29 protein-coding genes are annotated in these 24,560 nt (G+C 57.6%); 10 read left to right on the forward strand and 19 right to left on the reverse strand.

All coding sequences use genetic code 11. The features are described 5' to 3' along the window. Positions 1-844 precede the first annotated feature (844 nt). The 9 genes from MEB48_RS00540 to MEB48_RS00580 form a co-directional block, all read right to left on the reverse strand. Positions 845-1,270, reverse strand: coding sequence for a hypothetical protein (locus tag MEB48_RS00540; protein ID WP_237880875.1), 426 nt, complete (start codon positions 1,268-1,270; stop codon positions 845-847). A 47-nt stretch (positions 1,271-1,317) separates the two neighbouring features. Then, entirely contained in the window at positions 1,318-1,602 is a 285-nt protein-coding gene (locus MEB48_RS00545; RefSeq protein WP_237880877.1) for a hypothetical protein, read from the reverse strand. A 303-nt stretch (positions 1,603-1,905) separates the two neighbouring features. Then, positions 1,906-2,136 carry a hypothetical protein gene (locus MEB48_RS00550; RefSeq protein WP_008012835.1) on the reverse strand — a complete coding sequence of 77 codons (231 nt, stop codon included), beginning with the start codon at positions 2,134-2,136 and terminating at the stop codon, positions 1,906-1,908. Positions 2,137-2,267: 131 nt separating this feature from the next. Beyond that, positions 2,268-2,525 (reverse strand): hypothetical protein, encoded by a 258-nt coding sequence (locus tag MEB48_RS00555; RefSeq protein WP_237880878.1) that lies wholly within the window; start codon positions 2,523-2,525, stop codon positions 2,268-2,270. 80 nt (positions 2,526-2,605) lie between these two features. After that, positions 2,606-3,631, reverse strand: coding sequence for a DNA topoisomerase IB (locus MEB48_RS00560; protein WP_237880880.1), 1,026 nt, complete (start codon positions 3,629-3,631; stop codon positions 2,606-2,608). Between the two features lie 109 nt (positions 3,632-3,740). Beyond that, positions 3,741-4,820: a molybdenum ABC transporter ATP-binding protein gene (modC, locus tag MEB48_RS00565; protein ID WP_237880882.1), complete on the reverse strand. Its 1,080-nt coding sequence runs from the start codon at positions 4,818-4,820 to the stop codon at positions 3,741-3,743. A gap of 3 nt (positions 4,821-4,823) precedes the next feature. Beyond that, positions 4,824-5,504, reverse strand: a complete 681-nt coding sequence (gene modB, locus MEB48_RS00570; protein ID WP_237880884.1) for a molybdate ABC transporter permease subunit — start codon at positions 5,502-5,504, stop codon at positions 4,824-4,826. Continuing rightward, positions 5,505-6,263, reverse strand: a complete 759-nt coding sequence (gene modA, locus MEB48_RS00575) for a molybdate ABC transporter substrate-binding protein (RefSeq protein ID WP_237880886.1) — start codon at positions 6,261-6,263, stop codon at positions 5,505-5,507. A gap of 224 nt (positions 6,264-6,487) precedes the next feature. Beyond that, a complete protein-coding gene (locus MEB48_RS00580; protein WP_237880888.1) occupies positions 6,488-7,549 on the reverse strand; it encodes an NAD(P)H-dependent flavin oxidoreductase in 1,062 nt (353 codons plus the stop codon). Positions 7,550-7,709: 160 nt separating this feature from the next. Between MEB48_RS00580 and acuI the strand changes: the two genes are divergently transcribed. Then, positions 7,710-8,693 (forward strand): acrylyl-CoA reductase (NADPH), encoded by a 984-nt coding sequence (acuI, locus tag MEB48_RS00585; RefSeq protein ID WP_237880891.1) that lies wholly within the window; start codon positions 7,710-7,712, stop codon positions 8,691-8,693. Here the strand turns inward: acuI and ada are convergent, their stop codons facing one another. The 5 genes from ada to MEB48_RS00610 all read right to left on the reverse strand — a co-directional run bounded on the left by ada (position 8,694) and on the right by MEB48_RS00610 (position 11,862). Continuing rightward, complete coding sequence (gene ada, locus MEB48_RS00590; protein WP_237880893.1) at positions 8,694-9,758, reverse strand: bifunctional DNA-binding transcriptional regulator/O6-methylguanine-DNA methyltransferase Ada; 1,065 nt, start codon at positions 9,756-9,758, stop codon at positions 8,694-8,696. 87 nt (positions 9,759-9,845) lie between these two features. Next, a complete protein-coding gene (gene alkB, locus MEB48_RS00595) occupies positions 9,846-10,526 on the reverse strand; it encodes a DNA oxidative demethylase AlkB (RefSeq protein WP_237880895.1) in 681 nt (226 codons plus the stop codon). Continuing rightward, a complete protein-coding gene (locus tag MEB48_RS00600; RefSeq protein ID WP_237880897.1) occupies positions 10,516-11,226 on the reverse strand; it encodes a 2OG-Fe(II) oxygenase in 711 nt (236 codons plus the stop codon). The genes alkB and MEB48_RS00600 overlap by 11 nt, the downstream gene beginning before the upstream one ends. Before the next feature lie 127 nt (positions 11,227-11,353). Next, positions 11,354-11,530: a hypothetical protein gene (locus MEB48_RS00605; RefSeq protein ID WP_008012850.1), complete on the reverse strand. Its 177-nt coding sequence runs from the start codon at positions 11,528-11,530 to the stop codon at positions 11,354-11,356. Positions 11,531-11,559: 29 nt separating this feature from the next. Next, a complete protein-coding gene (locus MEB48_RS00610) occupies positions 11,560-11,862 on the reverse strand; it encodes a DUF1883 domain-containing protein (protein WP_007900033.1) in 303 nt (100 codons plus the stop codon). 212 nt (positions 11,863-12,074) lie between these two features. Between MEB48_RS00610 and MEB48_RS00615 the strand changes: the two genes are divergently transcribed. Both MEB48_RS00615 and MEB48_RS00620 read left to right on the forward strand, forming a co-directional pair. Beyond that, positions 12,075-12,431, forward strand: a complete 357-nt coding sequence (locus MEB48_RS00615) for a hypothetical protein (RefSeq protein WP_237880898.1) — start codon at positions 12,075-12,077, stop codon at positions 12,429-12,431. Between the two features lie 72 nt (positions 12,432-12,503). After that, entirely contained in the window at positions 12,504-12,734 is a 231-nt protein-coding gene (locus MEB48_RS00620; protein ID WP_007935641.1) for a hypothetical protein, read from the forward strand. Between the two features lie 126 nt (positions 12,735-12,860). Here the strand turns inward: MEB48_RS00620 and MEB48_RS00625 are convergent, their stop codons facing one another. Both MEB48_RS00625 and MEB48_RS00630 read right to left on the reverse strand, forming a co-directional pair. Beyond that, the gene (locus MEB48_RS00625) at positions 12,861-13,142 is read right to left on the reverse strand and encodes a hypothetical protein (protein ID WP_095053888.1); all 282 of its coding nucleotides are present in this window, start codon (positions 13,140-13,142) and stop codon (positions 12,861-12,863) included. A gap of 125 nt (positions 13,143-13,267) precedes the next feature. After that, positions 13,268-13,480: a hypothetical protein gene (locus MEB48_RS00630; protein ID WP_237880900.1), complete on the reverse strand. Its 213-nt coding sequence runs from the start codon at positions 13,478-13,480 to the stop codon at positions 13,268-13,270. Positions 13,481-13,712: 232 nt separating this feature from the next. Between MEB48_RS00630 and galU the strand changes: the two genes are divergently transcribed. The 3 genes from galU to gorA all read left to right on the forward strand — a co-directional run bounded on the left by galU (position 13,713) and on the right by gorA (position 17,840). After that, the gene (gene galU, locus MEB48_RS00635; RefSeq protein WP_102702148.1) at positions 13,713-14,552 is read left to right on the forward strand and encodes a UTP--glucose-1-phosphate uridylyltransferase GalU; all 840 of its coding nucleotides are present in this window, start codon (positions 13,713-13,715) and stop codon (positions 14,550-14,552) included. 293 nt (positions 14,553-14,845) lie between these two features. Continuing rightward, the gene (locus MEB48_RS00640) at positions 14,846-16,375 is read left to right on the forward strand and encodes an MFS transporter (RefSeq protein WP_237880902.1); all 1,530 of its coding nucleotides are present in this window, start codon (positions 14,846-14,848) and stop codon (positions 16,373-16,375) included. Positions 16,376-16,481: 106 nt separating this feature from the next. After that, positions 16,482-17,840 (forward strand): glutathione-disulfide reductase, encoded by a 1,359-nt coding sequence (gorA, locus tag MEB48_RS00645; RefSeq protein ID WP_237880904.1) that lies wholly within the window; start codon positions 16,482-16,484, stop codon positions 17,838-17,840. Here gorA and MEB48_RS00650 read toward each other — a convergent pair. Beyond that, a complete protein-coding gene (locus tag MEB48_RS00650) occupies positions 17,837-18,871 on the reverse strand; it encodes a DNA-binding protein (protein WP_237880907.1) in 1,035 nt (344 codons plus the stop codon). The genes gorA and MEB48_RS00650 overlap by 4 nt on opposite strands. Positions 18,872-19,048: 177 nt before the next feature. On the opposite strand from MEB48_RS00650, the gene MEB48_RS00655 reads away from it, so the two are divergent. From MEB48_RS00655 to ahpF, 3 genes are all read left to right on the forward strand, one after another. Then, positions 19,049-19,987: a site-specific integrase gene (locus MEB48_RS00655; protein ID WP_237880909.1), complete on the forward strand. Its 939-nt coding sequence runs from the start codon at positions 19,049-19,051 to the stop codon at positions 19,985-19,987. 138 nt (positions 19,988-20,125) lie between these two features. Further along, on the forward strand, positions 20,126-20,689 hold the full coding sequence (gene ahpC, locus MEB48_RS00660; protein WP_237880911.1) for an alkyl hydroperoxide reductase subunit C: 564 nt from the start codon (positions 20,126-20,128) through the stop codon (positions 20,687-20,689). A gap of 136 nt (positions 20,690-20,825) precedes the next feature. Further along, the gene (gene ahpF / locus MEB48_RS00665) at positions 20,826-22,388 is read left to right on the forward strand and encodes an alkyl hydroperoxide reductase subunit F (protein WP_237880913.1); all 1,563 of its coding nucleotides are present in this window, start codon (positions 20,826-20,828) and stop codon (positions 22,386-22,388) included. Positions 22,389-22,575: 187 nt separating this feature from the next. Here ahpF and gloA read toward each other — a convergent pair whose 3' ends face one another. Further along, positions 22,576-23,097 (reverse strand): lactoylglutathione lyase, encoded by a 522-nt coding sequence (gloA, locus tag MEB48_RS00670; RefSeq protein WP_237880915.1) that lies wholly within the window; start codon positions 23,095-23,097, stop codon positions 22,576-22,578. Between the two features lie 137 nt (positions 23,098-23,234). On the opposite strand from gloA, the gene MEB48_RS00675 reads away from it, so the two are divergent. After that, on the forward strand, positions 23,235-23,759 hold the full coding sequence (locus MEB48_RS00675; RefSeq protein WP_237880917.1) for a DUF4946 domain-containing protein: 525 nt from the start codon (positions 23,235-23,237) through the stop codon (positions 23,757-23,759). A 212-nt stretch (positions 23,760-23,971) separates the two neighbouring features. Here MEB48_RS00675 and MEB48_RS00680 read toward each other — a convergent pair whose 3' ends face one another. After that, entirely contained in the window at positions 23,972-24,337 is a 366-nt protein-coding gene (locus MEB48_RS00680; RefSeq protein ID WP_237880919.1) for a histone-like nucleoid-structuring protein, MvaT/MvaU family, read from the reverse strand. Positions 24,338-24,560 lie beyond the last annotated feature (223 nt).

Below are 24,560 nucleotides of genomic sequence, written 5' to 3' on the forward strand. Positions count from 1 at the left end.
ATGCATAAAGCGCCCATGAGCCTGCATCCCCGCTGATGGGCCACGTTCTAGTGGAGATCTCTAGTGGGGCGGCCTAAAGCCAAGTAACGTGATCGGGGTGGTCGCGGGCCCACTCAACGCCAATCATTGCGGACCACCTGGCTTCACAAAGAAAAGCCTACCCGGATAATTAACCTATCGCCGTGAATCGCCCCTAGCGGGTAATTCGAGACCCGGCGCAGGGTCGCATACGGAAGGGCGTGCCTAATTGGTTGTTTATCCGTAACTCGCCATCGGGCAACACAACTGGGGCAGTTGGTGCTGCTCGATAAAGCCATTGGGTAGGGGGAGGTCAAAAGTCTGGAGTCCTCGCCCGAAGGACCGTTCTCTGCCCGTTTCAATCATTAATTCGTAGTTTTTTAGGAAATCGCCGTCTTGGGCGAATTTGGGGGAATGCAGGAGGTGCTGCGTCAAAAGTATTAGCGTTCGCAGTATCGGCGCCCCGCACGCCCAAACTATTTTTCCATCTCTTCCATCCCAAAACGGGGAGAGTAATGATGACCACAAGCGTCAACCTGCGACAGTAAAACGGGGGGAGGGCGTCGGCATGATAGGTTCCTTGCTGGAGGCGGAGAAGATAAGGGTACTTCCCGTTTTAGGTATACGTTTAGGTATACATACTGAGATTGATAATGGATAAATCCAGTAAAATAGCGGCCATTAGGCGGTATGTTCGACCCCGGCTTCGGCACCATTCAAAATCAAGGGTTTGCTAGCGAAAGCTAATGCAAACCCTTGTTTGTTTCTGATCCACTATTTTTGACCAAGGTAGGTGGATAGACAGAACTCGTTGCACAACCATTCACTACTTCTCCGTCCATTTCCCACCACCGGTTTCGCAATCGATCTTGGCCTGCGGCAGGTTCTCGACGCTGTAGTAATACGTGATGACCTGGGCATTGTCGGGGATGTTCAGTGGATTGCTGGTCTTGTCCTTGCTAATGGACTGAGGGTTAGCCAGCGCCTCTGGCGTCAACGTGCCCAGGCAAGTGGCCCGATAGCGATCGGCGCACTGTTCGACTTTTTTCTTGGTGCTGGTCAGCATTTCCTTACTCTCATTGCTGCAGGACCAATCAATAGAGTCCACGGGCATGCCTTCGTATTCATAGCAGGAGTGTGTTTCGATCACCGGAACCGACGGGCTTTGGGATCGGGTTTTGACGTCGCACCCTTGCGCCATCGCCCACGTAGGGCACAGGCAGACGATCAGAAGCAGCAGTCTATTGTTCATCGGTATTTCCTCTCCTTCAGCACCCCATGCAGGGATCCGGGAGTCAGCTACACGAATGGCTGGCCGGTAAAGCCACGCGGGAGTCTTTGCAATCCGGGCATTTCGATCAGCCGCTGGGTCCAGGCTGCGCGCCAGTCAGTGACGGTATGGGCGGCTTTAGACTTACGTGCGGCCCGACGTGCAGCGTTGCGTTCGGCTTTGCGTGCTTCTTTGAACGCATCGGTGTTGCGGCAGCTTCTGCATTTCACGCGGGTCAATATGCGGCTTGAAGTGAGGTTGCTGCCTTTGTGCCCGCAGGCCAGGTGCCCGCCGACTTTGAAGTGAGTGACCATGGGGCATCTCCTTCTTGCGTGTAATTGTTCGACAGGCGGGCGTGAGCGTTCGTTCGGTATACAACAGGCAAAAAAAAGGCCCGCATGCGGGCGGGCCAGGGGGATTTCTTGAAAGGAGTGGGTGCACTGTAGAGGAGGAGTTGTGAAGGCGGTGTGAAATGGGGAAGGGAACAAACAAAAAAAAAGCCCGGCAAACCTGGCCGGGTGGGTGTGTAGCGCAGACAGATAAACCCGGTGACGATGATGTCACCGTTCAGGCGTCCTGACTCGGGCTCTGTCCCTGGTTTGAATACCGTGGTCGACTCATCTGAACCGAGGCAGCGGCGGCTCTACAGGTTTGAGTGAAGACAGCGCGCTGCGAATCTGCGGCGTGTCTTTCTCGATGTCGTTCAGACGATCGCGAATCCTGAGGGCTGTCGGATGCCCCCCTTGATTATCAACCCAATCGGCGATTTCCTTGCACGCGGCGGCAAGGCGCGCCTGACGGGAGTCAAGCAGGGTGAGCAGGGTGGTGATGGACTCTTTCTCGGACATGACATACACCTCCGTTCAAAGAAATCGGGTAAAGGGCAACAAAAAGCCCGCGGGGGAGCGAGCTTTCTGCCGATGGGTCGCTGATCCTTCAGCTCCTTTAAGTATAGACCCGGAAATAAAACAGGTCGGCTTCAGGCGTGCCGGGACTTCGGTGAACTGACCGCGTTAAGCCGCCGACATTCGCGCACGGCGTCCTCTTCAAGATCGAAGCCGTCACCGATGAAGCCGCGAGTGCGAGTATCGGCGATGCGATACCAGACAGCGGCGTCGGGTGGTGAATGATCGGCTTCTCCGGCCCGGCGGCCATGAACGATGATCTTGTTGCAGCGTTTCACGACGAAAATGTCTTCCATGGCGGCACCGAAGCTATTCGTGTTCAGATCAAGCATAGAAGCCCCTTGCGATCATGCAAAAAACAGGCAGGTCAGTTCGTCGGTTAAACATACTCAAGACGACTTCTCACGATGTTTCAGTCGTCTCGATAAGCTTCCAGAAGCACAGCCAGCGCGACTTCTTCGGCCCTGAGCCTCTTGCGTCTCCTCGATCGAGGCAATTGGGCCAATGCACCCTGCATAAATCCATCGACGACCGCCGGGTGGATGTAGCACTTGCGGCAAATCGCTGGCGTGTTGCCCAACTGCCGGGCGACGCTCTTGACCATTTCCACCACATGCCGCTTCGCATCGGCTTCCGATTCCCACTGCAACTCACGCAACACCGCCAACGCCAACGCACTGCCGGCCCAGGTGCGGTAGTCCTTGGCGGTAAAATCGGCGCCGGTCAACGTCTGCAAGTAAGCGTTGACGTCGGAGGAACTGATGGTGTGCCGCTCGCCGTTTTCGTCCAGATACTGAAAGAGATTTTGCCCGGGGATTTCCAGGCACCGCTTGATGATCCGCGCCAGGCGCCGGTCTTTTATGGTGATCTGGTGCTCGATGCCGCTCTTGCCACGAAACTGGAACAGAATCGCGCTGCCGTTGACCTCGACGTGATGGCTGCGCAGGGTCGTCAGGCCATAGGAGCGATTGTCCCGGGCGTACTGAGTGTTGCCGACCCGGATCAGCGTCGCATCGAGCAAGGTAATCACTGTGGCCATGACCTTGTCGCGGCTGAAGCCGGGCGCGGCCAGCAGCGCTTCCAGCTGTTTGCGCAGTTTCGGCAGGACCAGGCCGAAGTCTCGCAAGCGCGAGTATTTATCGGCATCGCGCACTTCTCGCCAGCGCGGGTGATAACGGTATTGCTTGCGGCCGCGAGCGTCGCGGCCAGTGGCTTGCAAGTGGCCGCGCGGGTCGGGGCAAATCCACACGTCGGTGTAGGCGGGCGGCACCGCAAGTGCGTTGATGCGTTTGATTTCATCCGGATCGGTAACGCGCTGACCCGTCGGGTCGAAATAGCAAAACTGGCCACGCAGGATCTTGCGGACAATGCCGGGTTGGCTGTCATCGACGTAATGCAGGTCGGGCGGCAGAACATCGGGCAATGCGGTATCTGGCATGGCGGACAATCCCGGGCGGCGAATCATGAGGCGTTAAGCCATTGACCGCGCACCGTTGCCGGGGTGCCTGAAGAATGCCTGGAGAATGCCTAGAAAGTGCCGACAGATTTCAGGCCAGCACCGCCACCGCTTTGATTTGCGCCCAGAGTTGCTGGCCGGGGTGCACGCCCAATTGATCCCGGGAATAGCGGGTGATGCGCGCCAACAGCGGCGTGCCAGCCGCGTTCAGGCGGATCAGTACGTGAGCGGCGTTATCGGCGCCGATTTCACTGATCACCGTGACCGGCAGGCGATTGAGAATGCTGCTTTGCTCCGCGCCTTGCAGGCTCAGGCTGATATCCCGCGCCTGGACCTTGCAGCGCAATGCCTGACCTTCGGCCATCAGCGAATGGGCGACCCGAATGCTCAGGTCCGTGTTGGGCAGTTGCAGGGTCAACAATTGATAATCGGCATCGTAGGCGCTGACGTGTCCTTCGATCACCACGCCGGCGTCATCGCCCAGCGCCAGCGGCAGATCGAGCCGAGCCAGGGTTTCGCCGATGGCGCCGCTGGCCAAAGCCTTGCCGTTGCTGAGCAGGACGAGGTGGTCGGCGAGCCGCGCGACTTCATCCTGAGAATGGCTGACGTACAGCACGGGAATGTCCAGCTCATCGTGCAGCCGTTGCAGGTAAGGCAGAATTTCGTTTTTACGCTGGCTATCGAGCGCCGCCAGCGGTTCGTCCATCAGCAACAGTTTCGGGCTGGTGAGCAGGGCGCGAGCAATGCCGATCCGTTGACGTTCGCCGCCCGAAAGATTCTGCGGATCACGGTCCAGCAAATGGCCAATCCCCAGCAACTCGGTGGCATGGACCATGTCGACCCGGCGCTGTTGACGAGGGATGCGCCTGAAGCCGAACTCAAGATTGGCCCGCACCGACAAATGCGGGAACAGGCTGGCTTCCTGGAAGACGTAACCCAAGGCGCGTTTATGCGGCGGGACAAAAATCCGCTTGTCGCTGTCTTGCCAGATTTCATCGTTGACCTGAATAAAACCCTGCTCGGCCTGTTCCAGACCGGCGATGCAGCGCAGGCACGTGGTTTTGCCAGAACCGGAATGGCCGTAAAGCGCCGTCACTCCACGGCCGGGCAGTTGCAGATCGACATCCAGGGCGAATCCCGAATAATTCAGTTTCAAGCGCGTATGAATCATCGATCAGCTCCAGGCCGCTTTGGTTTTACGGCGGGAGTAGAGCGCCAGCAATACCGCAAAGGAGAACACCAGCATCGCCCCGGCCAGCCAATGAGCCTGAGCGTATTCCATGGCTTCGACATGATCATAGATCTGCACCGAGACCACGCGGGTCTTGTCGGGAATGTTGCCGCCAATCATCAGCACCACCCCGAACTCGCCGACGGTGTGGGCGAAACCGAGAATGGCTGCGGTGATGAAACCGGGGCGGGCCAGCGGCACAATCACGCTGAAAAACGTGTCCCAGGGATTGGCGCGCAAGGTGGCAGCCACTTCCAATGGGCGAGTGCCGATGGCGGAAAAAGCATTCTGCAGCGGCTGGACCACGAACGGCATCGAGTACAGCACCGAGCCGATCACCAACCCCGCAAAACTGAAGGTGAGGGTGCCGAGACCCAGCGATTGGGTGAGCTGGCCGACCCACCCGTTTGGGCCGAGCGCCAGCAATAAGTAAAAGCCAATCACCGTGGGCGGCAGCACCAGGGGCAGGGCGACGATCGCCCCGATCGGGCCGCGCAGCCAGGACTGTGTGCGCGACAGCCAAAATGCAATCGGAGTGCCGATGATCAACAGGATCACGGTCGTCAGGGACGCCAGTTTGAGGGTCAGCCAGATGGCGGAATAATCGGCACTCGATAGCGTCATTTAGAGTTGGTAACCGTAGGATTTGATGACGACGGCGGCTTTCGGACCTTTGAGGTAGTCAACCAGCGCCTTGGCGGCCGGGTTGTCCTTGCCCTTGTTGAGGATCACCGCGTCTTGTTTGATCGGGTCGTGCATGTCGGCCGGAACGATCCAGGCCGAACCGCTGGTGACTTTGCCGTCTTTGTAGATCTGCGACAAGGCCACAAAACCGAGTTCGGCATTACCAGTGGAGACGAATTGGTAGGCCTGGGTGATGTTCTGGCCTTCAACGATCTTGCCTTTGACCTTGTCGGTCAGGCCCTGCCTGGCCAGCACTTGGGTGGCAGCCAGGCCATAGGGGGCAGATTTCGGGTTGGCGATGGACAGGTGCTGATACTGATTGTCGCTTAGCACCTTGCCCTCGGCGTCGACGTAACCTTCCTTGGCCGACCACAGTGCCAGGGTGCCGATGGCGTAAGTGAAGCGCGAGCCTTTGACCGTGTCGCCTTCGGTTTCGAGTTTTTTCGGAGTGGTGTCGTCTGCCGAGATGAACACTTCGAACGGCGCGCCGTTCTTGATTTGGGTGTAGAACTGGCCGGTTGCGCCAAAGGAGGTGACCAGTTTGTGCCCGGTTTCTCTCTCGAAATCGGCCGCGATGGCCTGGATCGGCGCTGTGAAGTTGGCGGCAACGGCGACCTGGACTTCATCCGCCTGGGCGGACCCGCAAGCAAACACGGTGAACAGGCACGCGGGGGCAATACGTGAGGCACGAATGATCATGAAACGGCTCCGTGGCAGGCGAGATGAGGCGCTATATAGCAGAATATATAGCGAATCGCCTGTAAACGGAACTTGCCGGATGCAGAGCGCAGGTTTGGCACTGAATGCCGCTAAGTGCGGAACCTGTGGGAGCGGGCTTGCTCGCGAAGACGACGGCACAGTCAACATTGATGTCGCCTGACACACCGCCTTCGCGAGCAAGCCCGCTCCCACAGGTTTTGTGTCTAGTGAGTCAGTTTGGCCAACGCCTCATCCGCCAAACGCCGGGTCAGCTCTGCCGAGGTCATTTCAACGCCCAACGTAAACGCCTGACCCGCCCAAAGGTTGCTGAAATCCGCTTCCCCTTTGGCCCGCAATGGCATCAACGCACCGCCGGCCAGGGGGAAGGCTGGCGCTTGGGCGCACATTGGCCCCAGTTCACGCATCACCCGATTGAGAATCCCGCGTGCCGGGCGCCCGGTGAAAATGTTGGTGACCGCCGTTTCGCTTTCCTTGGCCGTACGCAACGCCTTTTGGTGAGAAGCACTGACCTTGGCCTCCGGCGTGAACAAATAAGCCGTACCCACCTGAACCGCCGAGGCGCCCAGCAGAAAAGCTGCCGCAACGCCTCGCGCATCGCCAATCCCGCCCGCCGCAATCACCGGCACGTTCACCGCGTCGACGATTTGAGGCACCAGGGCAAACGTCCCCACCTGGCTGCTCAAGTCATCACTGAGAAACATCCCCCGGTGGCCGCCAGCCTCGTAACCCATGGCGATAATCGCATCGCAGCCGTGCTGTTCCAGCCAGACGGCTTCTTCGACCGTAGTTGCCGAGCAAAGCACTTTCGCCCCGGTGGCTTTTACCCGATCCAACAGGGACTTTTCCGGCAGGCCAAAGTGAAAACTCACCACTTCGGGACGAAACTCTTCGATCACTTCGCAGGCCGCATTATCGAACGGTGCACGATTGGACACCGGCGTCGGCGCGTCGAAATCGACTTCCAATTCCCGGTAATACGGTTCCAGCAGATTCTTCCAGTCCCGGGCACATTGCTCATCGGGCGGTGGAGGTTGATGGCAGAAGAAGTTGACGTTGAACGGGCGCTGGGTGTGTTGGCGAATCGTTTTAAGTTCCTCGCGCAACTGCTCGATGCTCAGCATAGCGGCAGGCATCGAGCCCAGGCCGCCAGTGTTGCTCACCGCAATCACCATGGCCGACGTCGTCGCGCCAGCCAGGGGGGCCTGGATGATCGGCAGTTCGATCCCGAGCAGGTGAAGAATGCGGGTGTCTGGCCATTGACTCATGTGCGATGTTCTCCGACGTCGGTAGAAGCGAATTTGTATCAGCAATGACTGACCCAAGGCCAGTCGAGTTTGAGGATCGGCTTAAAGTCGGCTACGGCGATGTGTTGTCATGTGTTATTTCAACAGCACGACAACTGAGCGATACCATCGGGAGGCAGTGATGTTCAAAGGCATTTTGATCGACAAGGACGACAGCGGTTACCGGGCCACCCTGCAAGAGATCAATGACGATCAATTGCCTGAAGGCGATGTGACCGTGCGTGTGGCATACAGCACACTGAACTTCAAGGATGGCCTGGCGATTACCGGTAGCAGCCCGGTGGTGCGCAAATTCCCGATGGTGCCGGGCATCGATCTGGCAGGCTCTGTCGAAGTCAGTGGTCATCCGGACTACAAGGTTGGCGATCAAGTCCTGCTCAATGGCTGGGGTGCGGGCGAAGGACACTGGGGCGGATTGGCGCAGAAAGCGCGCCTGAATGGCGACTGGCTGATCCCCTTGCCCAAAGCATTCACCGCCGCGCAAGCGATGGCCATCGGCACGGCCGGCTACACGGCGATGCTGAGCATCCTGGCGCTGGAGCACAACGGCGTGAATCCCGAACAAGGCGAAGTGCTGGTGACAGGCGCCAACGGGGGCGTAGGCAGTTTCGCCATCGCGCTGCTGAGCAAACTCGGCTATCGCGTGGTGGCCTCCACCGGCCGCACCTCCGAACACGAGTACCTCAAGCAATTGGGTGCCAGCGAAATCATCGATCGCGCCACGTTGTCCGAACCGGGCAAACCGTTGGCCAAGGAGCGTTGGGCGGCGGTGATCGACTCGGTCGGCAGCCACACGTTGGCCAACGCGTGCGCCAGCACCCGGGCCAACGGCACCGTTGCCGCTTGCGGTCTGGCGCAAGGCATGGACTTCCCGGCCTCCGTTGCGCCGTTCATTTTGCGCGGTGTGACCCTGGCCGGCATCAACAGCGTGACCCAACCCAAAGCCAAGCGGATACTGGCCTGGAATCGCCTGGCCAAGGATCTGGATTTCGCCTTGCTGCCGCTGATCAGTCACGAAATCGGTTTGAGTGAAGCCATCGATGCCGCGTCGCGCCTGCTCGCCGGCCAGTTGCGCGGTCGGGTGGTGGTGGATGTGAATCGCTGATTAGCGGGTCTCGCGTTCCAGCAACTGACGCTTGCGCTCCACGCCCCAGCGATAGCCCGACAGATTGCCGTCGCTGCGCACCACACGGTGGCAAGGGATCGCCACCGCGAGGCTGTTCGCGCCACAGGCCTGGGCCACGGCGCGCATGGCTTTCGGTGCGCCGATGCGCTGGGCGATATCGGCATAACTGGCGGTGCTGCCGACGGGAATCTCCCGCAGCGCTTGCCACACCCGCTCCTGAAACGCCGTGCCGCGTACATCCAGCGGCAAGTCCAGGCCGAGGGCCGGGGCTTCGATAAAACCCACCACTTTGGCGATCAACTGTTCGAACTCATGATCGGCGCCAATCAGATTGGCGCGCCGAAACTTGTCCTGCAGATCACAGACCAATTGATGCGGGTCGTCCCCCAGCAGGATCGCGCAGACGCCGCGTTCACTCTGCGCCACCAGAATCGCCCCGAGTGAACACTGGCCAACGGCAAAACGAATGTCGTTATTCTGCCCGGCCGCGCGGTAGTCGCCGGGCTTCATGCCCAGCAGTTGATCCGCCGCCTCATAAAAACGGCTGTTGGAGTTGAAGCCGGCGTCATACACCGCGTCAGTGACCGTGCTGCCGTCCGCCAGGCGTTCGCGAACCTTGCGCGAGCGATGGGCTGTCGCGTAGCCCTTGGGCGTGAGGCCGGTGACGGCTTTGAATACGCGATGGAAGTGGAAGCTGCTCAGGCCGGCCGCATCCGCCAGTTCATTCAGCGCCGGCAAGGTCTCGGCGGATTCGATGTGACGACACGCAGCGGCTACGGTCGTGGCGTGTTTTGCGGCGACGGCGCTTTGATCTTTCGCGGCCCGTTTACTGGGGCGATAACCAGCTATCTGAGCTTGCTCGGCCGTGTCGAAAAACTCGACATTCTGCGGTTTCGGCAAGCGCGCCAGACTGCTGGGACGGCAGTAGATGCCGGTGGTTTTCACCGCATATACAAACTGCCCGTCGGCGCGGGGATCGCGCGCGACCACAGCGGCCCAGCGAGGATCGTTTTCGGTGGCGATGTTTTTCGAATGAGTTGTCATGGCTTCATGTCCGTTGACCCGTTTCATGCAGATTAACTACCCGGCAGGGGCGCCACACTCCGGGTCTTGCGGTCGAATTCGACGGCTTCATCCAGCAGTACGAAAGGTGAAGTTGATCCGTTGTTCGCCCAGCTGAGAGTGAAAACCCTCCTTGATCGGCAATATGCCGTGATAACGCAAACGATCCACGCCGCCCCAGACCACGATATCGCCATGCAACAACGGCACCCGCTGACTTTTGGCGCTGCGTTCGAAGCCACCAAATAGAAACGTCGCCGGCAACCCCAAGGACACCGACACGATGGGGGCGGTGTAGGAACCTTCGTTTTTGTCCTGATGCAACGACATTCTGGCACCGGGAATATAGCGGTTGATCAGACAGGAATCAGGCACGAAATCGATAAACCCTGCCTCTTGCGCCGCCGCTTGTGCGAGTTGGAAAAACACGTCGGGCATTTCAGGCCAGGGCAGGCCGGTCTGCGGATCGTTGCGAGTGTATTTGTAGCCGCTACGGTCGGTGGTCCAGCCCCAGGTGCCGCAACTGCTCAGCGCCACCGACATGGTAAAGCCGCCGGGTGTGACCATCTGCCGAAAAGGGGCTGCAGCCAGAACCGCCTCCAGCGTCGGCAGCAACCGGTCGAGCCAACGCAGCGCGAAGCCTCTGAGAACGCAGGATTGTTCGCCGATTTGCTCGCGTGTGGGTTGCTGCTCGGGTTCGGCATCGGCAAACATATCGAGGGTGATCGGGCTCATGGGGTCATAGCGCATCGTGAAAGATGATTCCAAGGGTATGCCGTTTTCCACTGTGCAGGCGACTCACGCCGTGACGCATGGTCACTCGGTAATAGCCGCGAACGCCTTTTACCGGGCGCTGATTCACAGCAAAAATCAACGCGTCGCCTTTCTTCAGACCGATGACTTGCGGGCGCGACTGCATCCGGGGACGTTGTTCGGTCAGCACAAACTCACCGCCGGTAAAATCTTCACCCGGTTCTGACAGCAGAATCGCCACTTGCAGCGCAAAGACGTGTTCGCCGTACAGATCCTGGTGCAAACAGTTGTAATCCTGCGGGCCGTATTGCAGCAACAAAGGTGTCGGGCGTTCCTGACCGGCGGCATGACAGCGTTGCAAAAACGCTTCGTGCGATTCGGGGAAACGGGTCGGCAGGCCCATGGATTCGTACCAGCGATTGGCAATGGGAACCAGTCGAGGGTAAAGCGCGCTACGCAACAGAGCCACCGGATCCGGTAACGGGTATCTGAAGTATTTGTACTCGCCACGGCCAAAACCGTGGCGAGCCATCACCACTTTCGAGCGAAAGGGTTCGGGCCGCTCGTACAGGGCACTGATTTCATCGCAGATCTCAGGGCTTAAAAGCGAGCTGATAACTGCGCAGCCATCCTGGTCGAGTTGCTGCTCAAGCCGGGCCCAGTCGAGGGAGTCGTTGCGAATTGGGTCGGTAAACAAGGGTTCTGACTCCTTGACCAAAAGGTCGAGGCGGCCAGTTTAGTGAGCGTTTGGGGAGTGGACACTCCGGCGCTTGCGGTCGAATTCAAAAGGGGAGCTGACGTCCATGTTGTCGCTCCAGATCGCATTACAGCGCTTTGCTGACGCTGATCTCGCTGATGACGTCTTCAGTCTGCCCATGAATGACGTCCAGTGCAGCTTTGGCTTCTTCTTCAGTGCCGTTTTCAAGCTGAGCGAATTCGAAGCGACGCTCGCCGTTGAGTTTGTATTTGATGACGTACTTGGTCGTCTGGGCCACGGTCATATCTGCCTGTCTTGGTGTGAGGTCGTCGATCAGCTCAGCTTCGAGCTGGAACGGCGAATGATCTTGATCGAATGCGTCAGGGTCGGTTTGCGGGTCACGCTGATCGGCCGGCGGTTGACCGTGTCGATGGTGATGTTCCAGAAACCGGTGCTCGGCGCAGTGATCCGAGCCGGGAAGGTGTCGAATGCGCCGCCGTGGTAAGTATGACGGCCGCCATTCTTGAAGCTGCGGAAGTTGGCGTCGTTCATCAAGCGGATGTTGCACATTTGCGAGCACTGGATGACGACGATGTCGTCTTCGTTGAGGTGCTCGCGCTGGTGGATAAATTTCATGAGGCGCCTCCAGAAGGGCTTTTTCTACAAAATCAAAACGATAGCATGGGCGATTGGCGCAGTTTATCAGCCCGAACAGGTTATTATCCGGCTGTCGGGGTCCGCTTTGACAATTAAAAACAGTTATTCGGAATTCTATGAGCGATAAAAGCAGTGAGTCTCGGAGAAAAACAGTATTTGTGCTGTCGGAGGGTCTTTATCGGAGGTTTTGTATGAAGTGGGGGGTTCTGGTCGTGCCGTTGGTATTGACAGTGGGTGGATGTGCAAATGTCTCGGACATCAATGAGTCACTGCCCACCATGAGCGTGATTTCAGGCAAGAAGCCCCATGAATACGCGCAGTGTCTGGTCGAAAAGCTGGCCGACAGCCGGCAAGCCCTGCAGATCGAACCACACAAGGAAGGCGTGCGGGTTATCGTGCCGCAGAAGCTCTCATCGGGGCCAGCAGCGGTGTTTGACATCGACGACCGCTCCGGTGGCAGCAGCATCAAGCTGCATGAACGCATCTCCAACATGCCCTTGCGCCCATGGGATGTACGCGACGCCGCCACCGCGTGCATATCAGGCTGATAAACTACCGCCCCTCAGCATCGATGCCGTCAAAGTCGCGCTTTGACGGCATTGTCATTTCTGGAGTCGAGCATGAAGCGAGAGCAGGTGCGGGAGCGCCATGCAGAGGGTCATATCTCTGCCACCCACGTGATTCAGAACCCGGCGAATCCGGGGGAGTGGATCGTGTTTTTCAAAAAAAGCGCCGGGCGCAGTTTTTTCCTGGTGGATGACAACGATGAAGTCGAGTCCTTCAGCCGCCTCGACGATTTGATCGAGACCGTGCGCGGGCTCGGGATCAAATTCGCCGAAATCCATATGTAGGGTGTAGGAGCGTGGCTTGCCCGCGAAGAACGATGACGCGTAATACCTGAAAAACCGCGGTGTATTCTTCGCGGGCAAGCCTCGCTCCCATAGGTTTTGCGTAGCTCACGTTTCTAGGGGGGAGCCCTACTTGCAAACCACCACCACGCTGCGATTTTTGTAGTTGCCGACGTCGACGCCCAGAGTCTTGTCGCTTTCCTGGGGCGACGGTGTGCCGTCGGTACCGACAATCCGATAGCCGGTGCCGGCGCAAGAGGCATCGGCTTTTTCGTAGCAGGTGGCCCAGGAATTGGCCTCGCCGGAGCAATCGATGGTCAGCCCCTGTTCACCATTGTCCAGATAGGTTTTTTCAGCCGAGGCACAGCCCGCCAAGGCCAGAACTGCAAACAGCGCCAGTATCGTTTTCATGGAATCAGTCATCGGGAAGGGAAGGGCTGGCGCGAGGGTATAGCGAATGGCCATTTCGGTACAGATAAACCCATCACCGAGCCCCTGTTCAATGCTCGAACGGCATTTACCGGGGCCGGTCCTGGTCATTTCTTGCGGCGGGGGCTCCGAGCTGGCGCTGCTTCGCGGGGTGCGGCCGGGGCAGAGCGGTCGTCCTGGAACACCGCAGCCACTTCCACCGCCATCGCCTTGCTGGGCAATGGGCCGGCGACCTGTTCACCGTGGTAATTGACTATCCACCACTGACCGTTCTTGTCTTGGCTGACCGAATAACCGTTTGCGTTTTGTGCTGCCGACATATAACTGCCTCGTTGGCGGGATCAAGGCGGCCATGATACGTCAAATGCACGCAAACGGCGCTCATGGCGTAGAGTGGGACCGTTTGATCCGTCAAACCGGAAGGCGATTGAACTATCCGCCGGTTTATTTCTCTATGATGGCATCGGTTAGCCAGTGCGGGGCATTGTAAGGTGCACGCCGCCTGATTAGACTGCGCCGAAACTCGTACACACAGCCCTTTCAAGGACTTATATGATCAAGAAATGCTTGTTCCCAGCAGCCGGTTACGGTACTCGCTTCCTGCCAGCGACTAAAGCCATGCCCAAAGAAATGCTGCCGGTGGTAAACAAGCCACTGATCCAGTACGGCGTCGAAGAAGCACTGGACGCCGGGTTGACCGAAATCTCGATCGTCACCGGTCGTGGCAAGCGCGCCCTGGAAGACCACTTCGACATCAGCTACGAGCTGGAAAACCAGATCAAGGGCACCGACAAGGAAAAATACCTGGTCGGCATCCGTAAACTGCTCGACGAGTGCTCGTTCTCCTACACTCGCCAGACCGAAATGAAAGGCCTGGGCCACGCGATTCTGACCGGCCGCCCGTTGATCGGTGACGAACCCTTCGCCGTGGTACTGGCGGACGACTTGTGCGTTAACCTCGAAGGCGACGGCGTACTGACGCAGATGGTCAAGCTGTACAAGCAGTTCCGCTGCTCGATCGTGGCCATCCAGGAAGTCGACCCGCAAGAAACCAACAAGTACGGCGTGATTGCCGGCGAGATGATTCGCGACGACATCTATCGCGTTCACAGCATGGTCGAGAAGCCAAAGCCTGAAGATGCACCGTCGAACCTGGCGATCATCGGCCGTTACATCCTGACCCCGGACATCTTCGACCTGATCGAACAGACCGAACCAGGCAAGGGCGGCGAAATCCAGATCACCGACGCCCTGATGAAGCAGGCACAAAACGGCTGCGTCATGGCCTACAAGTTCAAAGGCAAGCGTTTCGACTGCGGTGGCGCCGAAGGCTACATTGAAGCGACCAACTTCTGCTTCGAGAACTTCTACAAGACTGGCAAGGCTTACTGATAGCGCCTGAGCTGCTAGTACTGAAAAGCCACCTTCAGACTGTGTGAAAACACACTGGTGAAGGCCCAAGCAAACGCCCCGACTTGTTCGGGGCGTTTGCTTTTGTGTGGACGAGAGGAAAAAAGGCTTTTCTTCCGATCAATATTTAAATGTCTATCGAGTCGGTGAGATTGATCGTACAGATCAGGATTACGACGAGTTCAGAAACGACCTACAGCGAACTTCAAATACATTCACGGCAGCATTGAAAAATGTCCCGTGAATTTTTTTGTGTGCAGTAAGGAGTTTTACCCATGGCATTAATAAGTGAGGCGACACACCGCGGAGCGAGATCAAAACGTTGGTTAGGCCTAAGCGTGCTGATGCTGCCTGTGTTGCTGGTGACAGTTGATAATACGGTGCTTGGATTCGCGCTACCAAAAATCGCCGAGGCCCTGCGTCCGAGCGCTAGCCAGCAGTTGTGGATGATCGATGCTTATTCGCTGGTCTTGGCGGGATTGCTGGTGTCGATGGGTAGTCTCGGAGATCGAATCGGTCATCGTAAGTTGTTGCTGGCCGGGTCCTTGGGTTTTGCCATTGTGTCGGTGCTAACCGCGTATTCCGATACCGCCACGCAACTGATTGCCGGGCGAGCTTGTATGGGCGTTTTCGGTGCGATGCTGATGCCCTCAACGTTGGCGTTGATACGCTCGGTATTCGAGGATCGAGAAGAACGCAGGCTAGCAGTCGCGATTTGGGCAACGACGTTGACGGTCGGCTCGGCACTCGGTCCTTTGGTGGGTGGGGTATTGCTGGAATTCTTCAGTTGGGGATCGATTTTCCTGTTGGCGGTGCCCGTGTTGGTGCCACTGCTGGTATTGGGGCCACTGTTGTTGCCCGAATCCGAGCGAGATGCTTCAGGACCGTTGGATCCGATAAGCATCCTGCAATCGATGGTAGCCCTTGGTGCCATTGTTTATGGCATCAAACACAGCGCCAGTAGTGGTATCGACTGGATGGCGCTGACAACATTTGCAGTGGGCGCAGTTGCGGGCCGGATGTTTGTGCGTCGACAGTTACGACTGCCAGTGCCGCTGATGGAGCTGAGTCTGTTCCGCAGTGGCACCTTTAGCGGCTCTGTCGCAATCAATTTGATGAGCCTCGCGTTTCTCGTCGGCTTCGTATTCTTTACCACTCAGTTCCTGCAGATCGTTCTTCAGATGTCGCCCTTGAGTGCTAGCCTCGCGTTGGTCCCGGGTCAGATCATGGCGATTGTAGTGGGGATGGCGGTCGTGCCTGTTGCACAGCGGTTACAGGTGCATATGCTGATACCGATTTTGATGGCGTTTGCTGGAGCGGCGTTTTTGCTGGTCGCCAGCATGGGCAGTAGCCTGACCGTTCTAGTGGTGGCTTTTGCCTTGCTGAACATTGGCGTGGGCGCGATCGCGACGGTGTCCAATGAAGTGATTTTGTCAGCCGCACCACCGGCAAAGGCGGGCGCTGCGTCGGCCATTAGCGAAACGGCCTATGAAGTGGGCGTAGTTTTGGGGACAACAGTGCTTGGCGGTCTTGTCACCGCCTACTATCGCGGTGCATTGCAGCTTCCGGGGTTTCTGAGCGAAGTGCAGATGATGCTGGCGAGTGAGACGCTGTCTGGCGCCCATCATGTGGCGGCAGATTTGTCGGGTGATCAAGCGAGAGAATTGATGACGCAAGCGGGAAGGGCATTCGAAGGTGGAATCGGATTGGTTTCGTGGGTGACGTTCGGCCTGGCACTTATGGCGATTCTGATTGCTTGGCGCACTCTGCGGACGCCGAATACGCAATCTGCAGAGGGGCGTTGATCGAAAACGAAGGTGGGGTCGCGCATCGTACGACCCGAGCATTTCAGCGCAATGCTTGCTCAGCGGCCGCCCGCAGGTATGCTGGTCACCTGCCAAGGAGAAAGAAATGGCCTACGATTTTGACCTATATGTGATTGGTGCCGGTTCCGGCGGTGTGCGCGCTGCGCGGTTTGCGGCCGGTTTCGGCGCGAAAGTCGCCGTGGCTGAGAGCCGTTATCTGGGCGGTACGTGTGTGAACGTCGGCTGTGTGCCGAAAAAATTGCTGGTCTACGGCGCGCACTTCGCTGAAGACTTCGAGCAGTCGCAAGGTTTTGGCTGGACCCCGGGTGAGGCGAAGTTCGACTGGGCGACGCTGATTGCCAACAAGGATCGCGAGATCAATCGCCTGAACGGCATTTACCGCAATCTGCTGGTCAATAGCGGCGTGACCTTGCATGAAGGCCACGCGAAAATCGTCGATCCGCATACCGTCGAGTTCGATGGCGAACGCTATACCGCCAAAAACATTCTGATTGCTACCGGTGGCTGGCCGCAGATCCCGGAGATTCCGGGGCACGAGCACGCGATCAGTTCCAACCAGGCGTTCTTCCTTAAAGAGTTGCCGAAGCGCGTTCTGGTGGTCGGTGGTGGTTACATTGCGGTGGAGTTTGCCGGGATCTTCCACGGGTTGGGTGCCGAGACCACGCTGTTGTATCGCGGTGATCTGTTCCTGCGTGGCTTCGACGGTGCGGTGCGCAAACATTTGCAGGAAGAGTTGACCAAGCGCGGCATGGACCTGCAGTTCAATGCCGACATCGAGCGCATCGATAAGCAAGCCGATGGCAGCCTGAAAGCCACGCTCAAGGATGGTCGTGTGCTGGAGGCGGACTGCGTGTTCTACGCCACTGGTCGGCGGCCGATGCTCGACAACCTGGGGCTGGAAAACACCGGCGTCAAACTCGACAAGAAAGGTTTTGTCGAGGTCGATGGGCAGTATCAAACCGCAGAGCCATCGATCCTGGCCCTTGGCGATGTAATCGGTCGGGTACAGCTCACGCCGGTCGCGCTGGCCGAAGGCATGGCCGTGGCGCGGCGTTTGTTCAAGCCCGAGCAATATCGCCCGGTGGATTACAAGATGATCCCGACCGCGGTGTTCAGCTTGCCGAATATCGGCACTGTCGGCCTGACCGAAGAAGAGGCGCGAGAGGCCGGGCACGATGTGGTGATCTTCGAAAGCCGTTTCCGGCCGATGAAGTTGACCCTGACCGAATGCCAGGAACGCACCTTGATGAAGCTGGTGGTGGACGCCAAGACCGACAAGGTCTTGGGCTGCCACATGGTCGGCCCGGAAGCCGGCGAGATCGTGCAAGGATTGGCGATTGCCTTGAAGGCGGGCGCGACCAAGCGCGATTTCGACGAAACCATCGGCGTGCATCCGACGGCCGCCGAAGAGTTCGTCACCATGCGTACGCCGGTTGCGGGTTAATCGTCCTTTTGCGGCGCTGATGCGTCTGGCATTGATGCGTCTGGCACTGTCGCAACGACAGCGGCCAGGCGCACGCTTTCATCCAGCCTCGCCTGCAGCTTGATCAGTTCTACTTCCAGTGTTTTGTTGGTATGCGATTGCTCGTCGATGGTCTGCTTGAGCGACTGGCTTTCCAATAAGGCAATGCGCAAGCGTTCCTGGAGGAGGGTGCGTTCGCTGTCGATACGGTTGATCTGTTCCAGCAGCTGATCCTGTCGGCTGTTGGTGTGCTTGAGTTGCTCTTGCAGCGTGCTCAACTCCCGCAGCGTTCCACGGTTTTCTGTCAGTAAGCGCTCGTTGTCGCGATGCAGTTGGGTGATTTCATCCTGGCGAACCAGTGCGCTTTGCTGCGCCTGACGCAACTCCATCTGAATCTGTTGCACCTGACCTTCGTGGCGGCGCTGTTCCTGCTCGCGTTGGTCTTTGACGGCGTTGCGGTAGTGTTCCAGCGCTTCGCGGGCGTGCAGGTGCTTTTCTTCCAGTGAGCGGATCTGCTCGTCCTTGTCCTGCAAGCGTAATTCGAAATCTGCCAGCGCCTGGTTCAGTCCAGCGTTGCGTGTTTGCTCGGTTTGCAGCGTGGAGCGGGTGTCGTGCAGTTCTGCCGATTCCTGGGTCAGCGCCAGGCTTTGAATTTCGTATTGCTGCTGCAATTCGGTATTGGCCTCGCGAGCTTCGTGCAGCTGGGTTTCCAAGTCTTTTCGTTGTTGCTCGAACTGTGCGCGTGCCTGGTCGATGGGCTCTTGCGCCTGTTCTTTCAGGCGTTGCGCCAGGCGTGATACCAAGCTAGTTAGCTCATCATCAATCGGTTCGGAAGGTGCTTGCTCGGGTTCGGTGCCGTCATCGAGCTCCTTCATATAGCGATGGATTGTGGTTTTTGAACCGGTATTGCCCATCTCGATCCGCACTGCGTCGATGCTCGGGTGTTCTCCCCGGGCGAGGATTGCCAAGCGTGCCGCCTGCACCAGTGCCTTGTTTACGCCGCCACGTGCCATGTGTTCTCCTACGATTTGATACTGTGGTACGTACCACCAGTTTATGCACTGTACCATGATGCGAATAAAGTTAAAATTCTATGTTTAATCATGCGGGATATACTGGTATTACCCCGCGTGATGGGCTGTAATCCGGGTTTCGTCCGCCAAAGCGGTACGTTTTCGAGAAATGAGCCCATGACTGAACTGGATCGCTACCTGCAAGCCGCCACGCGCGATAACACCCGTCGCAGCTATCGCGCGGCCATCGAGCATTTCGAAGTCAGTTGGGGCGGGTTCTTGCCGGCGACCGGCGATAGCGTGGCGCGCTATCTCGTGGCTCATGCGGGCGTGCTGTCGATCAACACCTTGAAGTTGCGCTTGTCCGCGTTGGCGCAGTGGCACAACAGTCAGGGTTTCGCCGATCCCACCAAGGCGCCCGTAGTGCGCAAAGTGTTCAAGGGCATTCGTGCGCTGCACCCGGCCCAGGAAAAACAGGCCGAGCCGCTGCAGCTTCAGCATCTGGAGCAAGTCGTTGCCTGGCTGGAGCAGGAAGCGCAAACCGCCAAGACGCAGGGCGATCAACCGGGATTGCTGCGGGCCAGGCGCGACATGGCGTTGATCCTGCTGGGCTTCTGGCGCGGTTTCCGTAGCGATGAGTTGTGCCGTGTGCAGATTGAACATGTGCAGGCCCACGCCGGCTCAGGCATAACCCTCTATTTGCCACGCAGCAAAAGCGATCGAGAGAACCTCGGCCAAACGTATCAGACGCCAGCCTTGCAGCGCTTGTGTCCGGTTCACGCCTATATCCAATGGATCACAGAAGCGGCGTTGGTCCGCGGGCCAGTGTTCCGGGGTATCGACCGCTGGGGCCATTTGAGCGAGGAGGGCTTGCACGCCAACAGCGTGATCCCGTTGTTGCGCCAGGCCCTGGAGCGCGCCGGTATTCCGGCCGAGCACTACACCAGTCACTCCTTACGTCGTGGCTTTGCCACCTGGGCCCATCAGAGTGGATGGGATTTGAAGTCGTTGATGAGTTACGTGGGCTGGAAGGATATGAAGTCCGCCATGCGCTATGTCGAAGCCAGCCCATTTATCGGGATGACTCGAATCGCTGAAAAACCATTGGCGCTGTAGATCACGTTTTCTTCTATTAATACTGTCGGCTAATAGCGAAAACCAATCAGCAGCATCAGATTTGCCAATGAGCCAACCGGCAATCGGGTGGGTAGGATTCACTCCATCAACTTCTTAACCCCTGACGGAGAGTCATCGATGCCTATCATCAACAGCCAAGTTAAACCGTTCAAAGCTGACGCCTTTAAAAATGGCGACTTCGTAAAAGTGTCGGACGCTGACCTGAAAGGCAAGTGGTCTGTCGTATTCTTCTACCCAGCCGACTTCACCTTCGTCTGCCCGACCGAACTGGAAGACCTGGCTGACAACTACGCCGAGTTTCAGAAATTGGGCGTCGAGATCTACAGCGTTTCCACCGATACCCACTTTGCCCATGCTGCCTGGCACAACACTTCGCCAGCCATTGGCAAAATCCAGTACACCATGATCGGCGATCCGACTCATGTCATCTCCCGCAACTTCGACGTGCTGATCGAAGAAGCAGGTCTGGCTGACCGTGGCACCTTCGTGATCAACCCGGAAGGCCAGATTAAAATCGTTGAACTCAACGATGGCGGTGTAGGTCGTGACGCTTCCGAGCTGCTGCGCAAAATCAAGGCGGCTCAATACGTTGCTGCTCACCCAGGCCAGGTGTGCCCAGCCAAGTGGAAAGAAGGCGAGGCTACTCTGGCTCCGTCCCTGGACCTGGTCGGCAAGATCTAAGTCTGTGACGCGCTTCATCAGGGCGGAACTCCGCGCCTCCTAAGTAAGCTGCACCGCCCTTAAAAAACGCCCGGGCGGGATTCGCTCGGGCGTTTTTTTTCGACTTCTTTTTATCAAATACATGGAAATCGCCCGTATGTTGGACGCCAATCTTAAAGCCCAGTTGAAATCGTACCTGGAACGGGTCACCCAGCCGATCGAGATCGTTGCCTCCCTCGACGACGGTGCGAAATCCCAGGAAATGCTCGTATTACTCAAAGACGTTGCCAGTCTTTCCACCCAGATTACGTTGCTCGACAACGGTGATGATGCACGCAAACCATCGTTCTCGATCAACCGCCCAGGGGCCGATATCAGCCTGCGTTTCGCCGGTATCCCGATGGGCCATGAATTCACTTCGTTGGTGCTGGCCCTGCTGCAAGTGGGCGGCCACCCCTCGAAAGCCAGTATCGAAGTGATCGAACAAATCCGCTCGCTCAAAGGCGAGTTCAACTTCGAGACGTACTTCTCGCTGTCCTGCCAGAACTGCCCGGACGTGGTCCAGGCGCTGAACCTGATGGCTGTGCTGAACCCGAGCATCCGTCACGTCGCCATTGACGGCGCGCTGTTTCAGGCTGAAGTCGACGAGCGTCAGATCATGGCCGTGCCAAGCATTTACCTGAACGGCGTCAACTTCGGCCAGGGCCGCATGGGCCTGGAAGAGATCCTCGCCAAGATCGATACCAGTGGCATCGAGCGTCAGGCCGAGAAAATCAGCGCCAAAGAAGCCTTCGATGTATTGGTCGTAGGTGGTGGCCCGGCCGGTGCTTCGGCGGCGATCTACGCTGCTCGTAAAGGCATTCGCACCGGTGTGGCGGCGGAACGTTTTGGTGGTCAGGTGCTCGACACCATGGCCATCGAGAACTTCATCTCGGTGCAGGAAACCGAAGGGCCGAAACTGGCCGTGGCGCTGGAAGAACACGTCAAGCAGTACGACGTGGACATCATGAACCTGCAACGCGCCGACAAGCTGGTGCCGGGCAAAAATGGCGAACTGCACGAAATCCACTTCGCCAGCGGCGCCTCCTTGAAAGCCAGGACCGTGATTTTGGCGACCGGTGCCCGGTGGCGTGAAATGAACGTTCCGGGTGAGCAGCAATACCGCAACAAGGGCGTGGCGTATTGCCCGCACTGTGACGGTCCGCTGTTCAAAGGCAAACGTGTGGCGGTGATTGGTGGCGGTAACTCCGGCGTCGAAGCGGCCATCGACCTGGCCGGTATCGTGTCCCACGTAACCTTGCTGGAGTTCGACGTACAACTGCGCGCCGATGCGGTGTTGCAGCGCAAGTTGCACAGCCTGCCGAACGTCACCGTGATCACCAGTGCGCAAACCACTGAAGTGACTGGCGACGGCCAAAAGGTCAATGGCCTGCGCTATAAGGATCGCCAGTCGGACGTGTTGCGCACGGTCGAGCTGGAAGGGATCTTCGTGCAGATCGGTCTGTTGCCTAACACCGATTGGCTCAAAGGCACCATCGAGCTGTCGCCGCGCGGCGAGATCATCGTCGATGCTCGCGGTGAAACGTCGATGCCCGGCGTGTTTGCAGCCGGTGACGTGACTACCGTGCCGTACAAGCAGATCGTGATTGCGGTAGGCGAGGGCGCCAAGGCTTCCCTGAGCGCATTCGATCACCTGATCCGCACCTCGGCGCCTGCATAAACGCTGACGCTGAAAATACAAAACCCCATGAGCGATCATGGGTTTTTTGTGTCCTGCACTGATCGTTCCCACGCTCTGCGTGGGAATGCCTCAACGGACGCTCCGCGTTCGGCTCTTGATGGGACGCGGAGCGTCCCGGGCTGCATTCCCACGCAGAGCGTGGGAACGATCAGTTCTGCGGTGGGGCTTACATCGGTGCCGGCTGAATGATCTCGACCCAGTAACCATCCGGGTCCTTGATGAAGGCCAGGCTCTTCATGCGACCGTCGTTCAGGCGTTTCTGGAAATCGCAGCCCAGCGCTTCGAAGCGCTCGCACGCGGCGCGAATATCCGGCACCGAAATGCAGATATGGCCGAAACCGCGTGGGTCTGTGTTGCCATTATGATAGGCGAAATCCGCGGCGTTCTCGGTGCCGTGGTTGTGGGTCAGTTCGAGAATGCCGGGGATCGATTTCATCCACTCGGTGCGAGCAGCGGCATCGGCCGGGATTTGGTTTTTATCGACCAGCGCCAGGAAATACAGGCTGAACTCGGCTTCCGGGAAATCGCGCTTTTCCACCAGCGAAAAACCCAGAACGCGGGTGTAGAAGTCCAGCGACTGAGTGATGTCCTTGACCCGTAACATGGTGTGGTTGAAGACGAACTTCTGGGTGGCGGTGTCGGGTTGGGCGGTCACACCGGGGAAGGTGTTGAGTTCGTGCAGGCTCATGGGCCCTCCGGAAAACAAGCTAAGAATGCTCACAATGATACGCAACGGCTCTGGCATCGCCAAACCAAAACCGCGGGCTTGCCTGACAGCCGGGTGAGGCTCAGACTTTGCCGCTCAATCTGTGAGTATTCATTGCAATGATCCGATCCTGTCAATTGATGTTCGTCTTGATGTGTCTGCTTTCAGGTGTTACTTGCGCTTATGCAGAGCCTCCGGTCATCACCTGGCCAAACGGATGGACCGTCGAGGCCATCCCGCAAGACGAGGCCAAGCCTCAGGTTTCCCGGCAACGCGCAGTAAAAAACGCCCAGGATGGTACACCGGTGATGGTGATGGAATTGACCATGACTCAAGTGGAAAGCGGTCACCAGGTGAATCTGGAAGGTGTGTTGCTGGAAATGCGCAAGTCGGTGCAGAAGGACTTTTTTCAGGGTGGGTATCAGAGCGTTTGCAGTAAAATTCACCCGACTACCTTGAGCCGGCTATCGGCGCTGGAAACTACCTGCACGATTACACAGAACGGTCGACATGTGCTGTCTCAAACATTGGTCGCTGCAGTGGATGCCGATAAGGCCTATGTTCTTTCCTATGCGGGGCAGGCAGAGGTTTATAAGGCAAGTCAGGATGACATAGAGGCTGCTCGAAACAGCTTGAAACTTTAGTTTATGGTTTGTGGCGATCCCTGTAGGCGCGAGCGGTGCGGCGATCCGACTTGCCCGCGAAGCTTTACGTGTTCGGCATTTTTTAAATAGCCAAAGGGATTAAGCCTAAAGTTGATCAACATGTAACGAGTTGAACGACGACCCTCGTTGCATTTAGATACTGTCCATAAAAAAGCCCTGCATTGGCAGGGCTTTTTTATGACCGTGAGTGCTTAGCTACGCAGCCAGGAATCAACGGTGGCGGCTCCGTATTGTTCCTTCCAGGCTTTCAGGCCGCGGTGGTTGCCGCCCTTGGTTTCAATCAGTTCACCGGTGTGCGGGTTCTGATAAACCTTGACCACGCGAGCGCGGCGGGTTTTAGGCGCTGCTGCGTGCTGCAGACCGGATTTTGCCGGGGTCGGATTGAGGATGGCGATGATGTCGCGCAAGCTCTTGCCATAGGTTTTCATCAGCCCCTGGAGCTTTTCTTCGAATTCGATTTCTTTTTTGAGGCCGGCATCGTTCTTCAGCGATTCCAATTGCTTGAGCTGTTCTTGAAGGGCCTTTTCAGCTGCACGGAATTCAGCGAGTCTGGACAATATCTTTACTCCAATAGTGTGTTTGGCTGATACCAACCGCAAACAAAGCTATAAGCCAAGAGCCTTGAAGCGACTCGGTGATAATGACTCACCTGCCCAGTTCTGCACAGGCATGAAAAATTGTAGTAGTTAATTGACCCAGAGTAAATCCTGACTTTTTCTTCATGTAACAAGAGTAGACTTTTGATTCAATTTGGTGCGCACCGTCATAGCGTCGATGCTT

This window comes from Pseudomonas sp. PGPR40 (genome assembly GCF_022014505.1).
Classification (GTDB): Bacteria; Pseudomonadota; Gammaproteobacteria; order Pseudomonadales; family Pseudomonadaceae; genus Aquipseudomonas.